Below are 25188 nucleotides of genomic sequence, written 5' to 3' on the forward strand. Positions count from 1 at the left end.
CTACTCCGCCGCGATCTTGGCTGCGCCCGAGGTCACGGCCGCGCATTCGGCCATGGTCACGCTGGCGCGCGCGATGGGATTGGTCAGGTGGAAGGCCTTGATGGCGTTCTCGAACGGCGTGTCAGCCAGCTCGCCGACGCCGCCGAGAGCCGAGAGGTCGAACACGGTCGGGATCGAGCCCGGCGCGAAGTCGATCTGGCCGAAGGTCGGGTGGTCGGCGAACAGCCTGGCGCGCAGCTGGTCCAAGCTATCATAGGGCAGCTTGTGCCCGAGGATTTCCGACAGAGCCCGCAGGATCGACCAGTCTTCCTTGGCCTCGCCCTTCGGGAACACGGCCCGCTCGCCCATCTGGACGCGGCCTTCGGTGTTCACATAGAGCCCGTTCTTCTCGGTATAGGCAGCGCCCGGCAGGATGACGTCGGCATTGTGCGCCCCGGCGTCGCCATGGGTGCCCAGATAGATCTTGAAGGCGTCCGAAGCGGCGGTTTCGCACTCGTCGGCACCCAGCATGAACAGAACGTCCAGGGCACCCGGCTTCAGCATCTGCCCCGCAGTCAGGCCACCCTCGGCCGGGACGAAGCCCATGTCGAGGCCGGCGACGCGCGAAGCCGCCGTGTGCAGCACGTTCCAGCCGTTCCAGCCGGCCTTCACGACGTTGAACGCCTTGGCCACGCCAGCGGCTGCCTTGAGCACGGCGGAGCCGTCGGCGCGGGTCAGCGCGCCCTGGCCGATGATGATGGCGGGACGCTCGGCGCTCTTGAAGGCCGTGACGAAGTCCGACTTGTTCTTGGCCAGACCCGACAGGCTCTTCGCGCCGGCGCCCAGATAGTCGTACTCGTAGGTCAGGTCGCCCTGCTCGCCGATCACGCCGACGCGCAGCTTGCCAGCGATCCACTGCTTGCGCAGACGGGTGTTGAGCACCGGCGCCTCAACGCGAGGGTTCGTCCCGACCAGCAGAATGACGTCGGCATTCTCAATGCCGGCAATCGTCGAATTGAACAGCCAGCTTTCGCGCGGGCCATCCCCCAAAGCCACGCCGTCCTGACGAGCGTCGAGGTTCTTGACGCCCAGGGCGGTGAAGAGGTCCTTGGTCGCCTTCAGGCTTTCGGCGTCCTGCAGATCGCCGGCGATGACGCCGATGCGGTCAGGCGCGGTCGCCTGGATCTTCTCGGCCACGGCCGCGAAGGCCTGGCCCCAGCTCGCAGGCTGCAGACGGCCACCGACGCGGACATAGGGACGATCCAGACGCTGGCGCTGCAGGCCGTCGACGGCGTAGCGCGTCTTGTCCGAGATCCACTCTTCGTTGACGTCCTCATTGACGCGCGGCAGCACGCGAAGAACCGCTGCGGCGCGGCTGTCCACACGGATTGCCGAACCCAACGCGTCCATGACGTCGATGCTCTCGGTCTTCTTCAGCTCCCACGGCCGGGCCTCGAAGGCGTAAGGCTTGGAAGTCAGTGCGCCGACCGGGCAGAGATCGATCACATTGGCCGACAGTTCCGACGTCACTGCCGCGCCCAGATAGGTCGTGATTTCAACGTCTTCGCCGCGCGAGATCAGACCAATTTCCGGCGAACCGGCGACTTCGGTGATGAAGCGGACGCAGCGCGTGCACTGGATGCAGCGCGTCATCACGGTCTTGATGAGCGGGCCCATGGCCTTCTCTTCAACCGCGCGCTTGTTCTCTTCGTAACGGCTGTCGTCGCGGCCATAGCCCATGGCCTGGTCCTGCAGGTCGCACTCGCCGCCCTGGTCGCAGATCGGGCAATCCAGCGGGTGGTTGATGAGCAGGAACTCCATCACCCCTTCGCGGGCCTTCTTGACCATCGGAGTCTTGGTGAAGATCTCCTGGCCCTCAGCGGCCGGTAGGGCGCACGACGCCTGCGGCTTGGGCGGACCAGGCTTCACCTCAACCAGGCACATCCGGCAGTTGCCGGCGATGCTGAGGCGCTCGTGATAACAGAAGCGCGGGATCTCTTCCCCGGCCAGTTCCGCAACCTGCAGAACCGTCATGCCGGGCTCGAACTCGACCTCGACGCCGTTGACCTTGGCGATAGCCATGCTTGTTACTCCGCCGCGATCAGCTTGGCGCCCTGCACGTGCAGGCGACCGCTACGATAGGATGCGATCCGGTCTTCCACCTCGTGGCGGAAGTGACGGAACAGGCCCTGGATCGGCCAGGCGGCCGCGTCTCCCAGGGCGCAGATGGTGTGCCCTTCAACCTGGGTCGTGACGTCCAGCAGGGTGTCGATTTCTTTGGGATCGGCCTCGCCGGTGACCATGCGTTCCATGACCCGCCACATCCAGCCGGTGCCTTCGCGGCACGGGGTGCACTGGCCGCAGCTCTCGTGCTTGTAGAAGTAGCTCAGGCGCGCGATGGCGCGGACCAGGTCGGTGTCCTTGTCCATGACGATGACGGCGGCGGTGCCGAGGCCCGAGCGCAGAGCGCGCAGGGCGTCGAAGTCCATCGGCAGGTCTTCGCATTGTTCGGCGGGGATCATCGGCACGGACGAGCCGCCCGGGATCACGGCCTTCAGATTGCCCCAGCCGCCCCGAATGCCGCCGCAGTGATCCTCGATCAGCTGACGGAACGGGATGCTCATGGCCTCTTCGACGTTGCAGGGCGTGTTCACGTGCCCGCTGACGCAGAAGAGCTTGGTGCCGGTGTTGTTGGGGCGGCCAAAGCCCGCGAACCACGAAGCGCCGCGACGCAGGATCGTCCCTGCGACAGCGATGCTCTCGACGTTGTTGACCGTGGTCGGCATGCCGTAGAGGCCCGCGCCGGCCGGGAATGGCGGCTTCAGGCGCGGCTGGCCCTTCTTGCCTTCCAGGCTTTCGAGCAGCGCGGTCTCTTCGCCGCAGATATAGGCCCCGGCGCCATGGTGGACGTAGAGGTCGAAGTCCCAGCCATGGATGTTGTTCTTGCCGATCAGCTTGGCCTCGTAGGCCTGCTTGATCGCCGCTTCGAGCACTTCACGCTCACGGACATATTCGCCGCGGATGTAGATGTAGCAGGCATGGGCCAGCATGGCGCGCGAGGCGATCAGGCAACCTTCGATCAGGAGGTGCGGGTCATGCCGCATGATCTCCCGGTCCTTGCAGGTGCCCGGCTCGGATTCGTCGGCGTTGACGACCAGATAGTGCGGACGACCGTCCTTCACTTCCTTGGGCATGAACGACCACTTCAGGCCGGTGCCGAAGCCCGCCCCGCCCCGGCCACGCAGGCCGGAGTTCTTCATGTTGTCGATGATCCAGTCGCGACCCGCGTCCAGGATGTCCTTGGTGCCATTCCAGCAGCCGCGCGTCTTCGCACCCTCAAGGCCCCAATCGTGGAGACCATAGAGGTTGGTGAAAATGCGGTCCTTGTCTTCGAGGATACCGACCATGACTCAGCTTTGCGGATCGAATGGATGGGCGCGCACATACCGCGTCCGACGAAGGATGACATAGACGAAAAGCAGCCAGCCAACGGCAATTGTCACAAGGCCTGCGACAACGGCCCCTTGCGGCGCTCCTGGAACCATGCGGCCCCAGATTAGCAACAAGGCCCCCAGCAGGCTGGCGACAAAGCCAAGGCCGCGTTCCCGGCGACCAAGCGCCCGAATCGTGTCGGCATAAACGGCCCGGCGTGTGTTGAGGTCGCTGTCGTCGATCATGACGAAGCCCCCTCTTCCGCCTTTGCGGCGCGCATCCAGCCCAGCACGAACCAGATCTGCGCACCAAGGCCGCCGGCCACCAGGGCGAGGAAAGCCGGCAACAGCCAGCCCACCCCAAAGCTGACATGGCCGACGATCGCCGCGCCGGCCAGCACGAAGCAGACCGCGTCGATGGCAAGCATCGTGGTCAGGCGCTTCTTCTGGAGGACGGCGTCAGTGGACATCAGGCGGCGGGCTCGGCCTTGGGAGCCTTTTTGGGCTTTTCGGGCAGGTTGGGGATCTTGATCTTCTTGGCCAGCGAGCCGTCGAAGAGCTTGGGATCGGTCAGGGTCTTGATCGAATCCTTGGGCTCGGACGCCTTGCGACCATTATAGCTGCCCGGCTGGGGCGACTTGCCGGCGGCGAAGTCATCGAGGATCTGGGCCAGGCTCTCCGGCGTCAGGTCCTCATAGTAGTAGTCATTGATCGCGGCCATCGGTGCGTTGCAGCACGCGCCCAGGCACTCGACTTCTTCCCAGCTGAACTTGCCATCGGCCGAGACGTGGTTGGCGTCGCCAATCTTGTCCTTCAGCACTGCGCGCAGGTCCAAAGCGCCGCGCAACTGGCACGGCGTGGTGCCGCAAAGCTGGACGAAAGCCACCTTGCCGACCGGCTGGAGCTGGAACATCACGTAGAAGGTCGCCACTTCCAGAACCCGGATAACGGGCATCTGAAGCTGCTTGGCGATTTCCTGGATGGCGGGTTCGGAAATCCAGCCCTCCTGCTTCTGGGCAAGCCAGAGCATGGGGATCACCGTCGATTGCTTGCGCTCGGCGGGGTACTTGGCTTTCCACCAGTCGGCCTTGGCCTGGCTTTCAGCCGTGAAGGCGAAGCTGGCGGGCTGCTGCTTGGCGAGACGACGAACGGACATGCGTCAGGCTTTCACGAAATCGACGCGGGCGATCTTGTCGCCGGCGAAGGTGTAGATGGCGGCGACCTCGAAAGGCGTCGCGTCGGGCGAACGGAAGACCCGCTCATGGTCGATGACCCTGTTGCCGATCACCACGCGCGACAGCAGTTCGGCGCGATTCTGCGGAAACTGGGCGAACAGACCGACATGGCGCTCGTGGAAAGCCGCGACGCCATGCAGGTTCGGCTCGGCGTTCAGATCGGCGACCATCACGTCGTCGGCAAAGTACCGGCACAGCCCGTCGACGTCCTGCGCATTGTAGGCGTCCAGCTGGGCTTGGGCGACAACAGCCAGGCTCAACGGTCGATCTCCCCGAACACGATATCCAGCGAGCCAAGGATGGCCGAGACGTCGGCCAGTTGGTGGCCCCTGTTGATCCAGTCCATGGCCGCCAGGTGTGGGAAGCCCGGCGCGCGGATCTTGCAGCGATAGGGCTTGTTGGTGCCGTCCGAGACCACGAACACGCCGAACTCGCCCTTGGGGGCTTCGACGCAGGCATAGACCTCGCCGGCCGGGGTGCGGAAGCCCTCGGTATACAGCTTGAAGTGATGGATCAGGGCTTCCATCGAGCGCTTCATCTCAGCGCGGCGCGGCGGGCTGACCTTGTTGTCTTCGGTCATCACCGGGCCGGGCGTGTTGCGGAGCATCTCGCAGGCCTGACGGATGATCTTGGTCGACTCGCGCATTTCCTGCATGCGGCACAGATAGCGATCGTAGCAGTCGCCGTTCTTGCCCAGCGGGATATCGAACTCGAAGTCGTTATAGCACTCGTAGGGCTGGTTGCGACGCAGGTCCCAGGCGATACCCGAGCCCCGCACCATCACGCCCGAGAAGCCCCAGTCGATCGCTTCCTGACGAGTCACCAGGCCGATGTCGACGTTCCGCTGCTTGAAGATGCGGTTGTCGGTGATCAGACCTTCGATATCGTCACAGACCTTGGGGAACGCCTTGGCCCAGGTGTCGATGTCTTCAATCAGTTGTGGCGGCAGGTCCTGGTGGACGCCGCCTGGCCGGAAATAGTTGGAGTGCAGACGAGCGCCGCAGGCGCGCTCGTAGAACACCATCAGCTTTTCGCGCTCCTCGAAGCCCCAGAGCGGCGGCGTCAGAGCGCCAACGTCCATGGCCTGGGTCGTCACGTTCAGCAGGTGGCTCAGAATACGTCCGATTTCCGAGTAGAGCACCCGGATGATCGAACCGCGCCGGGGGACTTCAACGCCCAGCAGCTTCTCGATGGCCAGGCAGAAAGCATGCTCCTGGTTCATCGGCGCCACATAGTCGAGGCGGTCAAAGTACGGGATGTTCTGGAGGTAGGTGCGCGCCTCCATCAGCTTTTCGGTGCCGCGATGCAGCAGGCCGATGTGCGGATCGACGCGCTCGACAATTTCGCCGTCCAGCTCAAGCACCAGGCGCAGCACGCCGTGCGCGGCCGGGTGTTGCGGACCGAAATTGATATTGAACTTGCGAACCGGGGTCTCCGGGATCGCGGGAACGATGGAAGCGTCGTCAGCCATCACTTGGCCTCCGCTTTTTCGTCGCCCGGCAGGGCATATTTGGCACCCTCCCAGGGGGAGAGGAAATCAAAGGCACGGAATTCGGTGATCTTCACCGGCTCATAGACCACCCGCTTCAGCTCGTCATCGTAGCGAACCTCGACATAGCCGGTCATCGGGAAGTCTTTCCGCAGCGGATGGCCGTGGAAGCCGTAGTCCGTCAGGATCCGGCGCAGGTCCGGATGCCCGTCGAAGAAGATGCCGTACATGTCGAACGCCTCGCGCTCGAACCAGTTGGCGACTTCGAAGACCGGGGTGATGGTTGGAACCGGTGTGTCCTCGTCGGTAGAGATCTTCAGGCGGATGCGCTGGTTCTTCACCAGCGACAGCAGGTGATAGACCACGTCGAACCGCGCGGCGCGTTCGGGATAGTCTACACCGGCCAGGTCGATCAGCTGATGAAAACGGCAGGCGGCGTCGTCACGCAGGAAGACCAGCGTATCGCAGATCGTCGCGGCGCGCGCCACGATGGTCAGTTCGCCGAACGCCACCGAGTGGCCCAGCACGCCTGGTGCGCGGGCGACAATGTCCTGGCCGAGGGCCTCGAGGGTTTCGCTCATCGCTCGATGGTCCCGGTGCGACGGATCTTCTTTTGCAATTGCAGCACGCCATAGACCAGAGCCTCGGCGGTCGGCGGACAACCTGGGACGTAGATGTCCACAGGCACCACGCGATCGCAGCCGCGCACAACACTATAGCTGTAATAGTAATAGCCACCGCCATTGGCGCAGCTGCCCATCGAGATCACGTACCGCGGCTCGGGCATCTGGTCATAGACCTTGCGCAGAGCCGGAGCCATCTTGTTGGTCAGCGTGCCCGCGACAATCATCACATCGCTCTGACGCGGGCTGGCGCGCGGTGCAAAGCCATAGCGCTCGAGATCGTAGCGCGGCATGGCCGATTGCATCATCTCGACAGCGCAGCAGGCCAGGCCGAAGGTCATCCACATCAGCGAACCCGTGCGGGCCCAGGTGATGAGGTCATCGGCTGCGGCGGTGATGAAGCCCTTGTCGGCCAACTGGCCCGAGATCCCGTCGAAGAAGGGATCGTGCAACTTGGGGTCATAGCCCTGAACCGTCGAGCGGCCAGCAGAACCAGCCGGGATCAGCGACACGCCATTGGCGGGCGAGCTATTGGCGGGAACGATCACTCCCATTCGAGGGCGCCCTTCTTCCATTCATAGATAAAGCCGACAGTCAGAACGCCCAGGAAGGTCATCATCGACCAGAAGGCGAAAGCGGCCGCTTCGTGCGGCAGCTTCATCAGGCTGACGGCCCAGGGAAACAGGAACGCCACTTCCAGATCGAAGATGATGAACAGGATCGAGACCAGATAAAACCGGACATCGAACTTCATGCGCGCATCGTCGAAGGCATTGAAGCCGCATTCGTATGCGGACAGCTTTTCAGGGTCCGGCGCCCGGGGCGCGAGCACGGCGGCTGCGGCCAGAAATGCGACGCCGACAACGGTCGCAATCCCGAGAAAGATCACGATGGGCAGGTACTGGAGGAGGAAGGCGTTCATGACAGCCCTTGGCTTGAATCGAGCGGGTTGTAGCCCATGCCCGCCCACGCTTCAAACGCCTGCGACACATTGAGAAACGGTCGCAACTGCAGCTCGTCCACAGCTTCGACGACATGAGCGTTGACACGAGTCCGCGACCGACATATCAGACGCGCCTCGCCGAAGGGCGGGTCGCACTTTCGCTTCGGCGAAGGCTAGATGCGGATGTAGCTCAGTTGGTTAGAGCGCCGGCCTGTCACGCCGGAGGTCGCGGGTTCAAGTCCCGTCATTCGCGCCACTTTCGGGTGGTTCTGCTTCCCTCTTCTCTTCGGCCAATACGGACGATTGTCGCGCCCCGGCGCTCGACGCGGATGTAGCTCAGTTGGTTAGAGCGCCGGCCTGTCACGCCGGAGGTCGCGGGTTCAAGTCCCGTCATTCGCGCCACCGTCCGGCGCAATTCCCCAAAAGCGACCGATTTGAGCGGCTTTGCGGCTCGAAAGGCGTAAAAGCCTTGAGGTTGATGCGCCACGACACGATGTAACGTGGATGACTCAAGCGCCCTCCCCCGTCTTTTCCGTTCTTGACCTGGCACCCGTGCCCATGGGCTCCACTGTCGGCGACGCCTTGCGCAACAGTCTCGACCTTGCGCGAAACGCCGAGCGACTGGGCTTTCACCGCTACTGGCTGGCCGAGCATCACAACATGCCGGGCATCGCCAGCGCCGCAACGGCCGTGGCAATCGGTCACGTGGCAGCCGGCACCTCGACCATTCGAGTCGGCTCGGGCGGAATCATGCTGCCAAACCATGCACCCCTGATGGTGGCCGAAGCGTTCGGCACATTGGCGGCGCTCTTTCCCGGACGCATCGACCTGGGCTTGGGTCGCGCGCCGGGTACCGATCAGGCCACGACGCGTGCTCTGCGCCGCTACATGGGGGCGGTTGATTCGTTCGCCCAGGACGTCGTCGAGCTACAGAACTGGTTCAGGCCAGCCCAGCCGGGGCAGTCAGTCCGGGCGGTCCCTGGCGAGGGGCAGGACGTGCCGCTCTGGCTTTTGGGGTCCAGCACCTACAGCGCCCAGTTGGCTGCCGCCCTGGGTCTGCCCTTTGCCTTCGCGGCCCATTTTGCGCCCGATCATCTGATGGATGCGGTGACGCTCTATCGTCGACACTTCAAGCCGTCCGAATCGCTCGCAGCGCCCTATCTGATGGTGTGTATCGGCGTTTGCGCGGCACAGACCGATGCCGAGGCCGCGCGACTGTCGACCTCGACCCAGCAACAGTTCCTCGCTCTGCGACGTGGCAACCCCGGGCTGCTGCCGCCGCCGGTCGACGATATCACTCAGATCGCATCGCCGGCGGAACTGGCGGGCCTGGACCATACCTTCCGCTACTCTGCGGTTGGGTCGCCCCAGACCATACGCCATAAGATCGAATCGGTGCTGGCCCTGACGGGTGCAGACGAAATCATGGCCGCCTCGCAGATCCACAACCATGCGGCGCGGGTGCGGAGCTACGAAATCCTGGCCGGCGTGCGTTCCGACATGGCCTTGGCGGCCTGACCGTTGGCGGCTAGTGGCGAAGACGGGGCGTGACCGGGTCAGCAAACCCGTCGTGCCCGGTCAGCCGTCCATAGATCCCGCAAAGCTTTCGGAAGACCGCATCCCAGCCGTGCCGTGATTCGGCGCGCCGCCTTGCAGCGTCGCCTAGCGCCTCGGCACCTCGGCTGAACACCGACTCGATCGCTTCGGCAAAGGCGCCAGCTTCCGATACAGGTGACAGGGCACCGACGGACTCGTCGACCGACTCCGCAACGCCACCCGCCGCGATGCCGATAACAGGAAGGCCACAGGCCATGGCCTCCAGAACCACGAGCCCGAACGGTTCGTTGTCATTGGCGTGAACAAAGGCGTCGCAACTGGCCAGAACAGCCGCCAGGCACTGTGGATCGCGCTGATAGTCCATGCAGATCACACGGTCGCTGGCGGGTGCCGCGCCGCCCGCGCCGATCAGGAGCAGCACATAGGGTTCTCCCAGTCGTTCCACCGCCTCGACCAGCACATCCAGGCGCTTCTCCCGTGCCGGGCGTCCTGCAAAGACCAGAATACGATGACGTTCGGTGAGCCCAAGCCTGGCGCGCAGGCCGGAAGGATCGGCTCTCCCTGGGTGGAAAATGTCGACGTCCACCCCCAAAGGCAGGCCGATGGCGTTGGTCACGCCTGCCTCGATCAAACGTCCGGCGATGAACTGGCTGGGCGCAACGGCCTGATCGAATTGGCCATAGATCGCCGCCCAACGCTTCTGGACCGGTTTCTCGGCCCATTCGCCGATGTGCAGGGCGGCCAGTGCGCCCAGATCCGTGTGACAAAAGCCAACAACGGGCACCCCGAGTGCCTCGCCAGCGCGCAAGGCCGCCAGTCCCGGCGTGTAGGGATCGCCCGCCTCAATGATATCGGGACCCTGACGAGCAAGCCGCTCCATCCAGGCCTGCTTGACGACCGGCCAGCGATAGCCGTCTCCAAAAGGCAGGGGGGCGGCATAGATCGAGACCCGCCCCTGTCCATCATAGGCATCACGGGCACCCGGCACGACCAGGGTGTGGCTGACTCCCGGCCGATTCGCGCTCAGCCAAGCCCGCTTTGAGTTGAGGTAACGGCGCACGCCGCCGCTACGCGGGGCATAGAGCATCGTCGTGTCGACAAGCCTGACAGCCGCGTTCGAAATCGGACGGGTGTCTTCCGAAAAGCCTGGAGGGCCGAGAGTGCGATCGGATCTCACATCCGCCATGCCGAATCCTTATCGAAATACCGGGTCCCTCTATTCGACCTCGGAACGATAAAGCTTTCGCGACAACTAGAGTTCCTCTGCACCGAGGTCACTGGGCGGTCTGAGACCTGAGCCGCGTCGCGCCAGGGCCTTGCGCAGCAGCATCTTGCCCTGGGCGTTGACCCTCCGCAGTTCGGCCGCGGCAAGCCGATCAACCGACGCCAGAAGGTCGGGACGAACGCGCATCAAGAACGCGCGCCGTCCGCCCTTGCCGACCTTGCCGCCCCCTGTTGGGTCCTCGGCCGGGATCAGCCGCACAGGGGGCCGGCGCTGACCACAGGCTGGGGCTCGCGGTCGGCGCAGGGAAATCATTTTGATCGCTCTTGGCAAGGCGAACCGCATGCGCGTAAGCCCCAGGACACTCGAAGCGGAGTTAAGATGGCGCGTTTTCTCTTCACCACTTGGGAAGGCGGCGGACACGTCCAGCCCCTGATGCTGGTCGCGCGCGAGGTGCAGGACGCGGGTCATCAGGTCCTGGTGCTCAGCGACGCCTGCAACGCCGCCGACGCCACGCCGCTCGGGCTGCCGTTTCGTGCCTGGAAGACAGCACCCAGCCAGACCGGCAAGACCCGCGAAGACGACCGCCTGAAGGACCACGAGGCTGATAGTCCGCTGGAGGTGATCCACCGGCTGCTAGACCGGGTGATGGCAGGCCCGGCGCTGGACTATGCCCGCGACACGCTGGAGGTCATCGACACCTTTTCACCCGATGTGGTCGTCAGTCAGGAGCTATTGCTGGGCGTCATGGCCGCCGCCGAGGCGCGAGGTCTCCCGTTGGCCCTGCTGGCCGCCAATATCTGGTCGCTGCCGACCCTTGCGGGGGCTCCGCCGTTCGGCGCCGGAATGCCGGCGGCGACATCGGACGATGAGCGCGCCATGCACGCCATGGTCAGCCAGATGAGCCGATCCTTTTTCCAGGCCGGTCTGCCGGCGCTGAATGCCGCTCGCGCCGAGTTGGGCCTGCCCCCCCTGAACGACCTCTTCACTCAACTGGATCACGCCGACCGGATCCTGATGGCCACCAGCCCGGCCTTCGACTTTGCACCCGATCCCCTGCCCGCACCTTTCGCCTATGTGGGGCCATATCTGGCTGACCCGGCCTGGGCCGAACCGTTCACGCCACAGGATGGCGACACGCCGTTGGTGCTGGTGTCGTTCTCCAGCCTCTACCAGGCTCAAGAACGCGCTCTGCAGGCGGTGATCAGCGCCCTGGGCCAATTGCCAGTCCGCGGCGTCGTGACGACGGGGCCCACGCTGTCACCGGAGGAATTCGTCGCGCCAGACAATGTCATGGTCGTCAGGGCAGCGTCACACGGTGCCTTACTGAATAGCGCAGCGCTGTTCGTCACCCATGCCGGTCACGGCTCAACCTTGCGCCCGCTGCTAGCCGGCGTTCCGCTGCTGTGCCTGCCCATCGGTCGCGATCAGAACGACAACGCTGCCCGCGTGGTCGCACGCGGCGCGGGTCTCCGCCTGGCACCAGACGCCACTGTTGAGACGATCCACGCTGCGATAGAAAATTTGCTGAATTCGCCGGCCCACCGGGAGGCTGCCGCAGCCCTGGGCCAGGCGATTCGAGCAGGTATCAAGGCCGGCTCCGCAACTGCAGCTTTGGAAGCCCTGATTTAGGCTGCTGGCCGGCGGGGCCGATCGTGGATCGCCCCGAGGCATCGCAAAGATTGGTGGGCGGTGAGGGGATCGAACCCCCGACCCTCTCGGTGTAAACGAGACGCTCTACCGCTGAGCTAACCGCCCACAAAAATGCGTCGGGCCTTCTAGCCTTCGAAACCGTTTGCGCAAAGCGAGAAAAGAAAAAGGGCAAGCGCGCCACACGGCGCGCCGCCCTCTTAACGTTGAAAACGTCTTAGCCGTTCAGGCTGGTCTTCAGGCCTTCGCCGACCTGGAAACGCGCGGTCTTCGAGGCCGGGCGATTCACCGTTTCGCCTGTGCGGGGATTTCGGGCGGTGCCCGCCGCGCGGGCCACTGCCTTGAACGTGCCGAAGCCCACGAGGCGTACGTCCTGGCCCGACTTCAGCGAGTCGGTGACGGATTCGATGAAGGCTTCCAGAGCGTCCTTGGCCTGATTTTTGTTGATGCCCGCCTTTTCGGCGATCGCCGTTACGAGTTCGGCTTTTGTGGTCATGTTTTTCTCCCAGCCTGAGAGCGGCGGCGCCTTGTAAAAGCCGATGCCGCTTCGCTCGGCGGAGATTATGGCCGCAGAAAAAGTCCCGTCAAACGAAGGCGGCGCGGGAATGACCCGCGCCGCACAACTTATCGACGGTAACTTAACTCAGTGGGTCAAAACGGCGTCCGCGTCTCCGTCTTCGACCTTCGCAGTTGCAGCAATTGGCTCATCAGCCTCGCTCCACTCGATCGGCGTCAAGGGGCCAATCAGGGCATGTTTGAGCACCTCATCCACGGTCGAGACCGGGATAATCTCAAGTCCGTCCTTCACCGACTGCGGTACGTCGACCAGATCCTTTTCGTTCTCTTCGGGGATCAGTACGGTCTTCACGCCGGAGCGTAGCGCCGCGAGCAGCTTTTCCTTGAGACCTCCGATCGCCGTGACACGACCCCGCAGGGTGATCTCGCCGGTCATGGCGATATCCTTGCGAATGGGGATACCGGTCAGAACCGAGACCATGACCACGGCCATGGCGGCGCCGGCCGACGGTCCGTCCTTGGGCGTCGCGCCATCCGGCACGTGGATGTGCACGTCGGTCTTTTCGAAGATCGGCGGCTTGACGCCAAAGTGCAGCGCCCTAGAGCGAACATAGGATTGAGCCGCCGAGATCGACTCCTTCATCACGTCCCTGAGGTTACCGGTGACCGTCATGCGGCCCTTGCCCGGCATTTTCACCGCCTCAATCGTCAGGATGTCTCCGCCGAACTCGGTCCAGGCCAAACCGGTGACGATGCCAACCTGATCGACCTCGTCGGTCTCGCCATAGCGGTACTTCTTGACGCCCGCATACTTGGCCAGACGCTCGTCATCGATCGTGATGGTCGTGATCTTCTCACGGCCCAGGTCACGGACAGCCTTGCGAGCCAGCTTGCCCAGTTCCCGCTCAAGCGACCGCACGCCGGCTTCGCGGGTATAATAGCGGATCAGGTCGCGGATAGCCTTTTCGGGCACCACGAACTCAGAGTCCTTCAGACCGTGGTCCTTGACGAGTTTTGGCAGGACATGGCGCGTGGCGATCTCGAGCTTCTCATCCTCGGTGTAGCCGGCGATGCGAATGATCTCCATGCGGTCCAGCAGCGGCTGGGGCATGTTGAGGCTGTTGGCCGTCGTAACGAACATCACCTGCGAGAGGTCGTAATCGACCTCCAGATAGTGATCGCCGAAAGCCGAGTTCTGCGACGGGTCCAGCACTTCGAGCAGAGCCGAGGCAGGATCGCCGCGATAGTCGCTGCCCATCTTGTCGATTTCATCCAGCAGGACGAAGGCGTTGGTCGTCTTGGCCTTCTTCATCGACTGGATGACCTTGCCGGGCATCGAACCGATATAGGTACGGCGGTGGCCGCGGATCTCGGCCTCGTCGCGGACCCCGCCAAGGCTCATCCGCACGAACTCGCGGCCCGTGGCCTTGGCCAGCGACTTGCCCAGCGAGGTCTTGCCGACGCCGGGAGGTCCGACCAGGCAGAGGATCGGCCCCTTCAGCGAGTTAGTGCGCGCCTGAACGGCGAGGTACTCAAGTATGCGTTCCTTGACCTTTTCCAGCCCGTAGTGGTCGGCGTCGAGGATGGCTTCGGCCTCGTTCAGGTCGATCTTCTTGGTCTTGGCCTTGCCCCACGGGATCGACAGCATCCAGTCGAGATAGTTGCGCACCACCGTGCTCTCGGCAGACATCGGGCTCATGTTGCGCAGCTTCTTGAGCTCGCCTTCAGCCTTGACGCGGGCTTCCTTGGAAAGCCGGGTCTTTTTGATCCGCTTTTCGAGGTCGATCAGTTCGTCCCGTTGGTCGTCAGGATCGCCCAGCTCGCGCTGGATCGCCTTCATCTGCTCGTTCAGATAGTATTCGCGCTGGGTCTTCTCCATCTGGCGCTTTACGCGCGAGCGGATTTTCTTCTCGACCTGCAGGACGCTGATCTCGCCCTCCATAAGGGCGAAGACCTTCTCAAGGCGCTTCACGATGTCGAAGATTTCCAGCAGGTGCTGCTTGTCGCTGATCTTCACCGACAGGTGAGCGGCGATGCTGTCGGCCAGCTTGGCCGGTTCAGCGATCTGCGGGATCGACGCCAGGGCCTCGGGCGGCACCTTCTTGTTCAGTTTGACGTAGTTCTCGAACTGCTCGACCACGGCGCGCGAAAGCGCTTCGGCTTCGGGACCCACGCCCTCGTCCTCGTTCACTTCCCCGATCTGGGCCTCGTAGAAGGACTCTTGATCGGTAAACCGCACGACCGCTGCGCGGCCCTTGCCTTCAACCAGCACCTTTACGGTGCCATCGGGAAGCTTCAGCAGTTGCAGCACGGTCGCCAGAACACCGACGTCGTAGATGTCGCCCGGTGCCGGGTCATCGTCAGCCGAGTTCTTCTGGGTCACCAGCAGGATCTGCTTGTCACCGCGCATCACCTCTTCAAGGGCGCGCACGGACTTGTCACGGCCTACGAACAGCGGAACCACCATGTGCGGGAACACAACGATATCGCGCAGGGGCAGCACAGGAAGCGTACGAATCTCAGACATGATGCTTTCTACTCCTGGCTGACGCGTTGCACTCGCGCTCAGCCATGCGGGCCGCCGTCACACCAGACGATGCGCCTGAGTCGTGCGACCCGTCCGCCCGGGACTGGACGAATGGTCGTTATTTATGTGGACGTTTCGCGACGATCTTCAAGCACGACCCGTGCTTAGCGACCACAGGTCGCGGACGCGCGGTCAAGTTGCACGACGAGTGCGGTCGTTTTCAAACATCCTGAAACGGTATTGCAGGCAACGCTGGCATTGCCCCGAAGGCGACAAACACGAGAAGGGGGTGAAGCGCTTTTCCACGCTCCAGCCCATTAAATTCTGCTCGTGACGAGCATTTGCGTGTTTTCTCGCGAAATGCCTGAAGCCCCTTCTGATGCCTTTTCGAAAAGCATCAGAAGGGGTTCAAGTTCGAGCTTAGGCCGAAGCGGCCCCACCCTTTTTCTCGGCATAGATCAACAACGGCTGAGCGCGGCCTTCGACGACCTCGGCGTTGACGACCACTTCCTCGACGCCCTCATAGTTGGGCAGTTCGAACATGGTCTCCAGCAGGATGCCTTCCATGATCGAGCGAAGCCCGCGGGCGCCGGTCTTGCGGGCGATGGCCTTGGTGGCCACACCATGCAGGGCGTCTTCGGTGAAGGTCAGGCCGATGTTCTCCATCTCGAACAGGCGCTGATACTGCTTGACGAAGGCATTCTTCGGTTCGGTCAGGATCTTCACCAGGGCCGCCTCGTCGAGGTCCTCCAGGGTGGCGATCACAGGCAGACGACCGATGAATTCCGGGATCAGGCCAAAGCGCTGCAGATCATCCGGCTCGACGTTGCGCAGGATCTCGCCCGTGCGACGCTCTTCCGGATCGGCCACCTTGGCGCCGAAGCCGATAGACTTGCCCTGGCCGCGTGCCGAGATGATGCGCTCCAGGCCCGCGAAAGCGCCGCCGCAGATGAACAGGATGTTGGTCGTGTCGACCTGCAGGAACTCCTGCTGAGGATGCTTGCGCCCGCCCTGCGGCGGCACGGAGGCTACGGTGCCTTCCATGATCTTCAGAAGGGCCTGCTGCACGCCTTCACCCGATACGTCGCGGGTGATCGACGGATTGTCGGACTTGCGGCTGATCTTGTCGATTTCGTCGATATAGACGATGCCGCGCTGGGCACGTTCGACGTTGTAGTCGGCGGCCTGCAGCAGCTTCAGCACGATGTTCTCGACATCTTCACCCACATAACCGGCTTCGGTCAGGGTGGTGGCGTCAGCCATCGTGAAGGGCACGTCGATGATTCGCGCCAGGGTCTGGGCCAGAAGCGTCTTGCCGGTGCCCGTCGGGCCGACCAGCAGGATATTCGACTTGGCCAGTTCGACGTCGTTGTTCTTAGAGGCGTGGTTCAGGCGCTTGTAGTGATTGTGAACCGCGACAGCGAGCACCTTCTTGGCATGCCCCTGACCGATTACGTAATCGTCCAAAACCTCGCAGATTTCGCGTGGGGTCGGGACACCATCCTTCGACTTCACGAAAGCAATCTTGTGCTCTTCGCGGATGATATCCATGCAGAGCTCGACGCATTCATCGCAAATGAAGACCGTCGGTCCCGCGATGAGCTTGCGCACCTCATGCTGACTCTTTCCGCAGAAAGAACAATACAGAGTGCTCTTGGTATCGCCGCTCGCGGCTTTCGTCATGGTCGCTTCTCACGCTATGGCGGCGACGGCTACTGCCGCGACACCCGCTCCTGGCTCACACGCCGCCGCCGAAGGGACAGCCTACAGGCCGGGAGTTGTCTAATCCTTGACATTCCCCGATCCGACCGCAGTTCACAACCCTTGCCACCCTTTTCAGGCGCAGGACTCACGAATGCGGTGTGCCGTGTCATGGCTTTCTATCCTAAAATGGGGCGCAAGGGTTAAGGCGCAACAGTTGGTTCGCGATGGGCCTTCCACCAATCGTGGAAGACCTTAGAAGCGAGGCAGGAATCGTGGTCGAACACCCGCCCACACAGCAGGACGCGCCAGTCGCGCGCGGAGACCCATGGCGAAGCGCTCACTGATGGCCAAGGGCCTTACGGCATCGATGCCTATGACCGGTGACCTGATGGGCGAGCCGGCGCTGGTGGCGTTCGATTTCGACGGCACGCTCACCGTGCGCGACAGCTTCAATGCGTTCCTGAAATGGCGCGCCGGGCCCGCTCGCTGGGCCCTGGGCCTTGTCCGGCTAACGCCTGCCCTGATCGCCTACGTCTTCAATCGCAATCGCGGCAAGTTAAAAGCCGCCGCCGTGCGCGAGTTCCTGAAGGGTGTCAGTCAGGCACGGCTTGAAGCCGACGCCCGGACATTCGCCGAGCTTTACGCCCCTTCCCTCTTCCGCCCCGACGCCGTGGCCGTCTGGCGGCGCTGGCGCGCCAAGGGAGCCAAGCTGGTGATCGTGACAGCCTCGCCGGATATCATCGTCGCGCCGTTCGCTCGCGGCCTGGGCGCTGACATGCTTATCGGGACCCGGCTGGCCTTCGATCTCAATGACAAGGTCATCGGCCCCCTGGCCGGTCCGAATTGCCGCGCCAAGGAGAAGGTTGTCCGCCTGAAGGAAGTCTTCGGCGACTCTGTGCGTCTGACGGCCGCCTATGGCGATACGTCAGGAGACACCGAGATGCTGGCGATCGCTGATGAGCGGGGCTTCCGCGTCTTTCGCGGAAAGCCAGCCTAGGGCGCGTTCCGAAAAGTGGGAACCGGTTTTCGGAATGAAACGCGCGTGAAAACAAAAGACTAGAGCGGGTGATCTGATTCCATCAGATCACCCGCTCTAGAGAGCCTGGCAACTGCTGGTGTCGAATGAAAAAGCCGCCGACCCCGAGGTCGGCGGCTTGATCGTTTTGTGGCCTAGGTCCTATTCGGCGATGTCTGGGCCGTCGCGGCTCTCATTGATGTGGTCAATCAGACCCCAGGCCTTGGCCTCTTCGGCGCTCATGAAGTGGTCGCGATCAAGCGTGCGCTCAACCTCTTCATAGGTGCGACCGCAATGCTTGACGTAGATCTCGTTCAGGCGGCGCTTGGTCTTGATGATGTCCTCGGCGTGGCGCTCGATGTCCGAGGCCTGGCCGCGGAAGCCGCCCGACGGCTGGTGGACCATGATGCGCGAGTTCGGCAGCGAGATACGGTGGCCGGCGGCGCCGGCGCACAGCAGCAGGCTGCCCATCGAGGCGGCCATGCCCATGCACACCGTCGAGACCGGGCTCTTGATGTATTGCATGGTGTCATAGATCGCGAGGCCAGCCGTCACCACGCCGCCCGGCGAGTTGATGTACATGGCGATTTCCTTCTTGGGGTTCTCGGACTCCAGGAAGAGCAGTTGAGCGCAGATCAGGCTGGCCATGCCGTCTTCGACGGGGCCGGTCAGGAAGATGATCCGCTCTTTCAGAAGGCGGGAGAAAATGTCGAACGCACGCTCGCCGCGGCTGGTCTGTTCGACCACCATCGGCACGAGGTTCATCGCCGTCGCCATCGGATCATACATAGGGGTCGCCCTTTTTCGCGTTTTAGGGCCGCGCGAATCAGACCTCGCGCGGCGTCGCTAACGCATATCGCGTGGGGCTTAACAGGTTGCAAGGAGCCCGCCCCACGCTTTGGGCAAAGAAAAAGGCGCGGCCCTCGCGAGCCGCGCCCCATTCGAGGATGGACGGTAGCCTTAGCCGCCGTAGCCTTCCGGCAGATCATCTTCTTCCAGGAGCTCGTCCTTGGAAACTTCCTTTTCCTCGATCTTGGCCTTGCCGAAGATCAGGTCGACGACCTTGTCTTCATAGATCGGGGCGCGCAGGGCGGCCTGCAGGTCGGTGCGCTGACGATACATATCGAACACCTGCTGAGCTTGCGCGCCATACTGGCGGGCTTCGCGCATGATGGCGTCGGTCAGCTCCTGGTCGGTCACGGCCACTTCGTTCTTGCGGCCGATCTCGGCGAGCACCAGACCCAGGCGCACGCGGCGCTCGGCGATCTTGCGGTACTCGTCCTTGAGCTGGTCTTCGGTCTTGTCGGCGTCTTCGGGCGGCAGGCCGCCCTGCGTCTTGTCGGCCTGGACCTGTTGCCAAATGCCGGCGAACTCGGCGTCCACCATGCGCGGCGGCAGCGGGAAGTCGTGGCTGGTGTCCAGCACGTCCAGCAGGGCGCGCTTGAGCTTGAAGCGCGAGGAATTGTCGTAGCGGCCCGACAGGTTGGACTTCAGAAGGTCCTTGAGGGCGGCAAGATCCGACAGGCCCAGGCGCTTGGCCAGTTCGTCATCGGCCTCAGCATCGACCGGGGCGCGAACTTCGGTCACCTTGGTGGCGAATTCAGCAGCCTTACCGGCCAGATCCTTGGCCTGATAGTCTTCCGGGAACGTGACCTTCACGACCAGTTCGTCGCCCGGCTTGGCACCGACCAGTTGCTCTTCGAAACCGGGAATGAACTGGCCCGAACCGAGCACCAGCTCGGCACCTTCAGCCTTGCCGCCTGCGAATTCAACGCCGTCAACCGTGCCGACGAAGTCGATCAGCAGTTGATCGCCGTCCTTCGCCTTCAGGCTCTTTCCCTTGCGGGGCTCATAGGTGCGGGCCTGCTTGGCCAGTTCTGCCAGGGCCTCATCGACCTCGGCATCGCTCACCTTGTAGACCGGCTTGGTCAGAGCGATGGTGGTCGGATCGATCGGCTCGAAGTCAGGCATGACCTCAACAGCCAGGTCGAACGACAGATCTTCGCCACCGGCGATGACCTTTTCCATATCCGACGAAGGCTTCAGGTCGGGCTGGCCGGCCGGACGCAGCTTGTTGTCTTCCAGAACCTTCTGGGTGGTTTCGTTGAGCGCCTGCTCGACGACTTCGCCCATCAGCGCCTTGCCATACAGGCGGCGCACGTGCGCGGCGGGAACCTTGCCGGGGCGGAACCCCTTAACGTTCATTTGCGGCGCGACTTCAGCGATCCGAGCTTCAAGACGCGAAGCCAGCTCAGCGGCCGGCACCGTCACTCCATAAACGCGGCTGAGGCCTTCGCCCGACTTTTCAACGATCTGCATCGACATTCTTAAATTCTCGGACCTGCGACGCACGCGTCGGGGGTCCGCCCTGGGGTCCAAAACATCGACGCCGCCCGCGAGGCCGGGGCGGCGAAAGAGCGCTCTTATGTCACGACGTGCGCGACCATCCAAGAGCGCCAGCGGCAAAAGTCGCGCCCGGCCCTTTGCAGGCGGGAACGACCCCTAGAACTGGTGCGGATGAGAGGACTCGAACCTCCACGCCTCTCGGCGCCAGAACCTAAATCTGGTGCGTCTACCAGTTTCGCCACATCCGCGTGGGCGCACGGCTTACGGACTTAGACCGCGTGGCGCAAGGGCACCTTGGGGATCAGAGGTCGCTTCGGGCCAGCAGCCGGGCCAGAATCGCCGGCGCCAGCCCCGGCAGATCCTCGGAAATCAGCCCCGGACCGTGCAATGCTCCGCACTCGGCATGAATCCAGACTCCCGCGCAGGCCGCTTCAAAGCTATCCATGCCCTGGGCGATCAAGCCACCGATGAAGCCTGCCAGAACATCGCCCGAGCCCGCCGTCGCCAACCAGGGCGTTCCGTTCAACGACACTGCGGCGCGACCATCCGGTGCCGCCACGACTGTATCGGACCCCTTCAGCAGCACGACTGCGCCGGCCAGTCGGGCCGCCTCGCGGGCCGCCGTGATCCGTTCGGGCGACCGCGCCAGCAGGCCCGGAAAGATCCGCTCGAACTCACCGGGATGCGGGGTGAGCACGTCGTCGCGGTCCAGCGCCGAGAACAGGGCTTCTGGATCGTACCGAAAGCTGGTCAGGGCGTCGGCATCGACAATCAAGGCCGCGCCTGTGCGGGCGATGGCGAACAGATTGCGCATCGTCCCCTCCCCCACGCCTGCTGCGGGACCGATAATCACCGCGTCCGCGGCCTCTGCGTCCGCCTCAAGCCCGACCTCGCTATCGAGAGGTGCCAGCATAACCGCTTCCAGATGGGCGGCGTTCACCGCCAGGGCGCCCGGCGGGGAAAGGATCGTCACAACGCCCGCACCGATTCTTAAACCGCCCCGCGCCGCCAGACGGGCAGCACCTGTGCTCCAGGAATCGCCGCTGATCACCTTCAGACGCCCTCTTCGGTGCTTGTGGGCGTCCGGCGCGGGCCATGGAAACTTGGCCACCCAGAGGTCTGGGGTGTTCTCATGCAATGTGAAGGGGTCCGACGGAGCCTCAAGGCCTATATCCGCCACTAGGATCTCCCCGCACGCCCTGCGGCCTTCGGCGAGGACATGGGCGGGCTTTCGCCGGTGAAAGGTTACGGTCAGATCGGCGCGAAACGCAGTGTCGCCTTGAGCGCGCCCCGTGTCGCCGGCGATTCCGCTGGGTGTGTCGATCGCGATGACCGGCGCCTTGAGTCCTGAGACAGCCCGCGCAAGCCTGGCAACGTCACCCTCCAGCGGCCGGGAAAGGCCCGCGCCAAACAATGCGTCTATAAAGAGACCTGCGGGCACAGGATCTGGGGAAAGAGGCTCCGCATCGCCCTTCCAGCGGCCTGCGGCCCACTGTGCGGCCGTCGTGGCCGGCGGGGCAGCCGCTTCGACGCGGACCGGCCAACCCTTGTCCTGTAGATGACGCGCAACAACGTAACCGTCACCGCCATTGTCGCCAGGCCCGCACCAGATCACCACCGGACAGGGCTCGAACCTGGCTCGCACGGCCTCTGCGACCGCCAGGCCGGCCCGCTCCATCAAGGCGGTCGTCGGAACACCTCCCGCAACAGCGGCCCTGTCTGCTGCGCCCATCTCAGCGACGGTCATGATCTCGCGGGTCATGACGATTCCCTCAGAGCACCTGGCTTTGAGCTTCGCGTCCTTTTTCGACAAGGATCAAGCGACCATCGCGCACTTCGAATGCCGTGACCGAGCAATGGTCCGGACGAAACGCCGCCACCCTGTCTTCGCCGGTGGCGACGCTGACAGCGGCATTGAGAGCGACGAAATGGCTGAAGACCGCCGCGCCGGCATGGTCGACCAAGGCAGCAGCGACCTCCTGGGCCCAAACCCCATAGTCCAGATCGCCGTCAATCTGCTCCCAAGTGCCCTCAAACGCCTTGCGCAGCCAGGCTGGTCGATCTGTCGCGGGGATGCTCTCGGGGGTAGGAATTTCGCCGACACGGGAATCGACCAACAGCTCCACCCCAAGGGCCTGGGCCAGGGGCTCTGCAGTCTCGCGACATCGGCGAAGAGGCGAGGAAATGACTCGGGTCGGACGATCCCCCTCGGGCAAGGCCATGATCTCAGCCGCGACCGCCACCGCTTGCGCATGGCCCTCGGCGTCAAGGCCGGGATCCTCGTCCGCATCACCCCAGCTCGAACCGGGGCGGCCGTGGCGAATAACCTGGAGACGATGCATGGACCGGTCCTTGTACAATTAAGAGGATTCAGCGACCGGCAAATCCGGGTGCCCTGTCCCGTGCAGTTGGCGCTGCAGCTTTGCTCAGGCGCTCAATGGGGCGCGCGGAAACTCCGCCAGGGCCTAGATTACCGAAATCGAATGCCCATCGAGCGTGAACTCCAGCAAGAACCGACCCCAAAAACGCACCACTTGAGCGCACGCCTTACGCCAAAATCTTCAGCACTTTGGAAGCGCAGCCCTCATTCTCACGAGTTCTGCGACTGAGGATCATCTCCAAACCCAGACGAACCGGCCCCACAATCCGCACTTCACCCCCGGTTCGAACGACTGTTTCGCAAAATGGTAGGGCTGAAAGCCCACGCCGCAAGGCCATTTGGCGGACAACGGCATTCTGCACGCTTTGGCAGCAAATGCGGTCTAATTTTTCATCATTCCAGACTTGGTCGCGCGACAGTTCAGGTTTCCCAGAGGGTCGCGCTTGCGGCGATCGAGGCCGTCATGATCGGTGCCCCTCAATGAAGGGCGCGCCGCGCCGGTGGCCCCGGAAGTCGAACCGATGAAGAAGATCGAAGCCATCATCAAGCCGTTCAAGCTGGATGAGGTTAAGGAGGCGCTCCAGGACATGGGCGTCCAGGGCATGACCGTGCTCGAGGCCAAGGGATATGGCCGTCAGAAGGGTCACACAGAACTCTATCGCGGCGCTGAGTACGTCGTGGACTTCCTCCCTAAGATCAAGGTTGAGGTCGTCGTCGAAGACAACCAGCTGGAACCTGCGCTGGAAGCCATCACTCGTGCAGCCCGTACCGGGCGCATTGGTGACGGCAAGATTTTCGTCTCGGACATTGTGGAAGTCATCCGCATCCGAACCGGAGAACAGGGCCCTGCCGCCGTCTAGGCGCAGACCTGAAAACGTATACGAGGCTCAAGAAGGGGATACGGAATGAGCACCGCCAAGGAAATCCTGGACCTGATCAAGGAAAAGGACGTCAAATATGTCGACGTCCGCTTCACCGACGTTCGCGGCAAGCTGCAGCACGTCACGTTCGACATCGATCTGGTCGATGACGACTTCCTCAATGATGGCACCATGTTCGACGGCTCGTCGATCGCCGGCTGGAAGGCCATCAACGAGTCGGACATGAAGCTGCGTCCCGACCTGTCGAGCGCGATCATCGATCCGTTCTACCAGCAGACGACACTGGCCCTGTTCTGCGACGTCGTGAATCCTGACAGCGGCACCCCGTACAACCGCGACCCCCGCTCGATCGCCAAGGCCGCCCTGGCCTATGTGAAGTCGTCGGGTATCGGCGACACCGTCTATTTCGGCCCGGAAGCCGAGTTCTTCATTTTCGACGACGTGAAGTGGAACACCTCGCCGAGCGACACCAGCTACTCGTTCGACTCCATCGAACTGCCCGGCAACTCGGCCAAGACCTACGCCGAAGGCAATATGGGTCACCGTCCTGGCCCCAAGGGCGGTTACTTCCCGGTCAATCCGGTCGATAGCGCCCAGGACCTGCGCGGCGAAATGCTGGCCGTCATGGGCGAGCTGGGTATGAAGCCGGAAAAGCACCACCACGAAGTGGCGCCCGCCCAGCACGAGCTTGGCCTGAAGTTCGACACCATGGTCGTGATGGCCGACCGCATGCAGCTCTACAAGTACGTGATCCACAACGTGGCCCACGCCTACGGCAAGACGGCCACCTTCATGGCCAAGCCGATGTTCGGCGACAATGGTTCGGGCATGCACGTCCACCAGTCGATCTGGGGCGACGGCCAGCCGCTGTTCGCTGGCGACAAGTATGCCGGCCTGTCGGACATGTGCCTGTGGTACATCGGCGGCATCATCAAGCACGCCAAGGCGATCAACGCGTTCTCGAACTCGACGACGAACTCGTACAAGCGCCTGGTTCCCGGCTATGAAGCCCCGGTGAAGTTGGCCTATTCGGCCCGCAACCGCTCGGCCTCGATCCGTATCCCGCACGTCGATTCGCCCAAGGCCAAGCGTCTGGAAGCCCGCTTCCCCGACCCGATGGGTAACCCGTACCTGACCTTCGTCGCTCTGCTGATGGCCGGCCTGGACGGCATCAACAACAAGATCGACCCAGGTCAACCCGCCGACAAGAACCTCTATGATCTTCCCCCGCGCGAGCAGAAGAAGATCCCGGAAGTCTGCGGTTCGCTCCGCGAAGCTCTGGAAAACCTCGACAAGGACCGCGCCTTCCTGAAGGCCGGCGGCGTCATGGATGACGACTTCATCGACAGCTACATCGAGTTGAAGATGGAAGAAGTCATGCGCCTGCAACTGCACCCGCACCCCGTCGAATTCGACATGTACTACAAGTGCTAGTCTGAGAGAACTCAAACACCACTAGCGGGGGCCGGAGAGCAATCTCCGGCCCTTTTCATTTGAAAATGCGCCTGGTTCGGCAACTGCCCCTGGGAATGGTTTCTTACTTAAGTGGCACCCGCTGAGCAAAATTGTCGCAACTACGCAACAGAACCGCCGCAATCGATCCGAACCCCAGCAAATCGGATGGCAAGCGGTATCGCAGGTGCGGCAACTTCGCCTATCGCACGGCAACGGACGCCGCGTGAACGCCCCA

General features: G+C 63.2%; 24 protein-coding genes and 4 tRNA genes. 7 read left to right on the plus strand and 21 right to left on the minus strand.

Annotation, left to right across the window (positions count from 1 at the left end; translation table 11 throughout):
- From nuoG to ACW179_RS15540, 10 genes are read right to left on the minus strand one after another with little or no spacing between them, the layout of a single operon-like run.
- The gene (nuoG, locus tag ACW179_RS15495) at nt 1–2061 is read right to left on the minus strand and encodes an NADH-quinone oxidoreductase subunit NuoG (protein WP_492060364.1); all 2061 of its coding nucleotides are present in this window, start codon (nt 2059–2061) and stop codon (nt 1–3) included.
- 5 nt (nt 2062–2066) lie between these two features.
- A complete protein-coding gene (nuoF, locus tag ACW179_RS15500; protein WP_492060365.1) occupies nt 2067–3386 on the minus strand; it encodes an NADH-quinone oxidoreductase subunit NuoF in 1320 nt (439 codons plus the stop codon).
- Between the two features lie 3 nt (nt 3387–3389).
- Nucleotides 3390–3656: a hypothetical protein gene (locus tag ACW179_RS15505; RefSeq protein WP_492060366.1), complete on the minus strand. Its 267-nt coding sequence runs from the start codon at nt 3654–3656 to the stop codon at nt 3390–3392.
- A complete protein-coding gene (locus tag ACW179_RS15510; protein WP_492060367.1) occupies nt 3653–3880 on the minus strand; it encodes a hypothetical protein in 228 nt (75 codons plus the stop codon). The genes ACW179_RS15505 and ACW179_RS15510 overlap by 4 nt, the downstream gene beginning before the upstream one ends.
- The gene (nuoE, locus tag ACW179_RS15515) at nt 3880–4566 is read right to left on the minus strand and encodes an NADH-quinone oxidoreductase subunit NuoE (RefSeq protein ID WP_492060368.1); all 687 of its coding nucleotides are present in this window, start codon (nt 4564–4566) and stop codon (nt 3880–3882) included. The genes ACW179_RS15510 and nuoE overlap by 1 nt, the downstream gene beginning before the upstream one ends.
- Nucleotides 4567–4569: 3 nt before the next feature.
- Nucleotides 4570–4905 (minus strand): nuclear transport factor 2 family protein, encoded by a 336-nt coding sequence (locus ACW179_RS15520; protein ID WP_492060369.1) that lies wholly within the window; start codon nt 4903–4905, stop codon nt 4570–4572.
- Nucleotides 4902–6116 carry an NADH-quinone oxidoreductase subunit D gene (locus tag ACW179_RS15525; RefSeq protein ID WP_492060370.1) on the minus strand — a complete coding sequence of 405 codons (1215 nt, stop codon included), beginning with the start codon at nt 6114–6116 and terminating at the stop codon, nt 4902–4904. Before ACW179_RS15525 ends, ACW179_RS15520 begins: the two co-directional genes overlap by 4 nt.
- Nucleotides 6116–6715, minus strand: coding sequence for an NADH-quinone oxidoreductase subunit C (locus ACW179_RS15530; protein ID WP_492060371.1), 600 nt, complete (start codon nt 6713–6715; stop codon nt 6116–6118). The genes ACW179_RS15525 and ACW179_RS15530 overlap by 1 nt, the downstream gene beginning before the upstream one ends.
- Nucleotides 6712–7332 (minus strand): NuoB/complex I 20 kDa subunit family protein, encoded by a 621-nt coding sequence (locus ACW179_RS15535; protein WP_492060372.1) that lies wholly within the window; start codon nt 7330–7332, stop codon nt 6712–6714. The genes ACW179_RS15530 and ACW179_RS15535 overlap by 4 nt, the downstream gene beginning before the upstream one ends.
- On the minus strand, nt 7302–7679 hold the full coding sequence (locus ACW179_RS15540) for an NADH-quinone oxidoreductase subunit A (protein WP_492060373.1): 378 nt from the start codon (nt 7677–7679) through the stop codon (nt 7302–7304). Before ACW179_RS15540 ends, ACW179_RS15535 begins: the two co-directional genes overlap by 31 nt.
- Before the next feature lie 200 nt (nt 7680–7879).
- On the opposite strand from ACW179_RS15540, the gene ACW179_RS15545 reads away from it, so the two are divergent.
- The 3 genes from ACW179_RS15545 (at nt 7880) to ACW179_RS15555 (ending at nt 9218) form a co-directional block, all read left to right on the plus strand.
- Nucleotides 7880–7956, plus strand: a tRNA-Asp gene (locus tag ACW179_RS15545).
- 69 nt (nt 7957–8025) lie between these two features.
- A tRNA-Asp gene (locus ACW179_RS15550) sits at nt 8026–8102 on the plus strand.
- Nucleotides 8103–8204: 102 nt separating this feature from the next.
- Nucleotides 8205–9218, plus strand: a complete 1014-nt coding sequence (locus ACW179_RS15555) for an LLM class flavin-dependent oxidoreductase (RefSeq protein ID WP_492060374.1) — start codon at nt 8205–8207, stop codon at nt 9216–9218.
- Between the two features lie 10 nt (nt 9219–9228).
- Here the strand turns inward: ACW179_RS15555 and ACW179_RS15560 are convergent, their stop codons facing one another.
- Nucleotides 9229–10443: a glycosyltransferase family 4 protein gene (locus tag ACW179_RS15560; RefSeq protein WP_492060375.1), complete on the minus strand. Its 1215-nt coding sequence runs from the start codon at nt 10441–10443 to the stop codon at nt 9229–9231.
- 66 nt (nt 10444–10509) lie between these two features.
- Nucleotides 10510–10668 (minus strand): hypothetical protein, encoded by a 159-nt coding sequence (locus ACW179_RS15565; RefSeq protein ID WP_492060376.1) that lies wholly within the window; start codon nt 10666–10668, stop codon nt 10510–10512.
- Between the two features lie 192 nt (nt 10669–10860).
- Between ACW179_RS15565 and ACW179_RS15570 the strand changes: the two genes are divergently transcribed.
- Nucleotides 10861–12111, plus strand: a complete 1251-nt coding sequence (locus ACW179_RS15570) for a glycosyltransferase (RefSeq protein ID WP_492060377.1) — start codon at nt 10861–10863, stop codon at nt 12109–12111.
- 51 nt (nt 12112–12162) lie between these two features.
- Here ACW179_RS15570 and ACW179_RS15575 read toward each other — a convergent pair.
- The 4 genes from ACW179_RS15575 to clpX all read right to left on the minus strand — a co-directional run bounded on the left by ACW179_RS15575 (nt 12163) and on the right by clpX (nt 16855).
- Nucleotides 12163–12237, minus strand: a tRNA-Val gene (locus ACW179_RS15575).
- Between the two features lie 109 nt (nt 12238–12346).
- Nucleotides 12347–12625, minus strand: a complete 279-nt coding sequence (locus ACW179_RS15580) for an HU family DNA-binding protein (protein ID WP_492060378.1) — start codon at nt 12623–12625, stop codon at nt 12347–12349.
- Between the two features lie 147 nt (nt 12626–12772).
- Nucleotides 12773–15172 (minus strand): endopeptidase La, encoded by a 2400-nt coding sequence (lon, locus tag ACW179_RS15585; RefSeq protein ID WP_492060379.1) that lies wholly within the window; start codon nt 15170–15172, stop codon nt 12773–12775.
- A gap of 420 nt (nt 15173–15592) precedes the next feature.
- Entirely contained in the window at nt 15593–16855 is a 1263-nt protein-coding gene (gene clpX, locus ACW179_RS15590) for an ATP-dependent Clp protease ATP-binding subunit ClpX (protein WP_108503699.1), read from the minus strand.
- A 346-nt stretch (nt 16856–17201) separates the two neighbouring features.
- Here clpX and ACW179_RS15595 point away from each other — a divergent pair, with 346 nt between their 5' ends.
- Nucleotides 17202–17873, plus strand: a complete 672-nt coding sequence (locus ACW179_RS15595) for an HAD-IB family hydrolase (RefSeq protein ID WP_492060380.1) — start codon at nt 17202–17204, stop codon at nt 17871–17873.
- A 180-nt stretch (nt 17874–18053) separates the two neighbouring features.
- On the opposite strand, the gene ACW179_RS15600 is transcribed toward ACW179_RS15595, so the two are convergent.
- From ACW179_RS15600 to ACW179_RS15620, 5 genes are all read right to left on the minus strand, one after another.
- Nucleotides 18054–18680 carry an ATP-dependent Clp protease proteolytic subunit gene (locus ACW179_RS15600; RefSeq protein WP_108503697.1) on the minus strand — a complete coding sequence of 209 codons (627 nt, stop codon included), beginning with the start codon at nt 18678–18680 and terminating at the stop codon, nt 18054–18056.
- Nucleotides 18681–18851: 171 nt separating this feature from the next.
- A complete protein-coding gene (tig, locus tag ACW179_RS15605) occupies nt 18852–20210 on the minus strand; it encodes a trigger factor (protein ID WP_492064332.1) in 1359 nt (452 codons plus the stop codon).
- A gap of 190 nt (nt 20211–20400) precedes the next feature.
- Nucleotides 20401–20485, minus strand: a tRNA-Leu gene (locus ACW179_RS15610).
- 53 nt (nt 20486–20538) lie between these two features.
- Nucleotides 20539–21999 (minus strand): NAD(P)H-hydrate dehydratase, encoded by a 1461-nt coding sequence (locus ACW179_RS15615; RefSeq protein ID WP_492060381.1) that lies wholly within the window; start codon nt 21997–21999, stop codon nt 20539–20541.
- Between the two features lie 10 nt (nt 22000–22009).
- Nucleotides 22010–22579 (minus strand): histidine phosphatase family protein, encoded by a 570-nt coding sequence (locus tag ACW179_RS15620; protein WP_492060382.1) that lies wholly within the window; start codon nt 22577–22579, stop codon nt 22010–22012.
- A gap of 559 nt (nt 22580–23138) precedes the next feature.
- Between ACW179_RS15620 and ACW179_RS15625 the strand changes: the two genes are divergently transcribed.
- Together ACW179_RS15625 and glnA are read left to right on the plus strand one after the other, a co-directional pair.
- Entirely contained in the window at nt 23139–23477 is a 339-nt protein-coding gene (locus ACW179_RS15625; RefSeq protein ID WP_492060383.1) for a P-II family nitrogen regulator, read from the plus strand.
- 45 nt (nt 23478–23522) lie between these two features.
- On the plus strand, nt 23523–24932 hold the full coding sequence (gene glnA / locus ACW179_RS15630; protein ID WP_492060384.1) for a type I glutamate--ammonia ligase: 1410 nt from the start codon (nt 23523–23525) through the stop codon (nt 24930–24932).
- The last annotated feature ends 256 nt before the right edge of the window (nt 24933–25188 follow it).

The sequence above is a fragment of the Caulobacter sp. AVps18 genome, assembly GCF_058681425.1.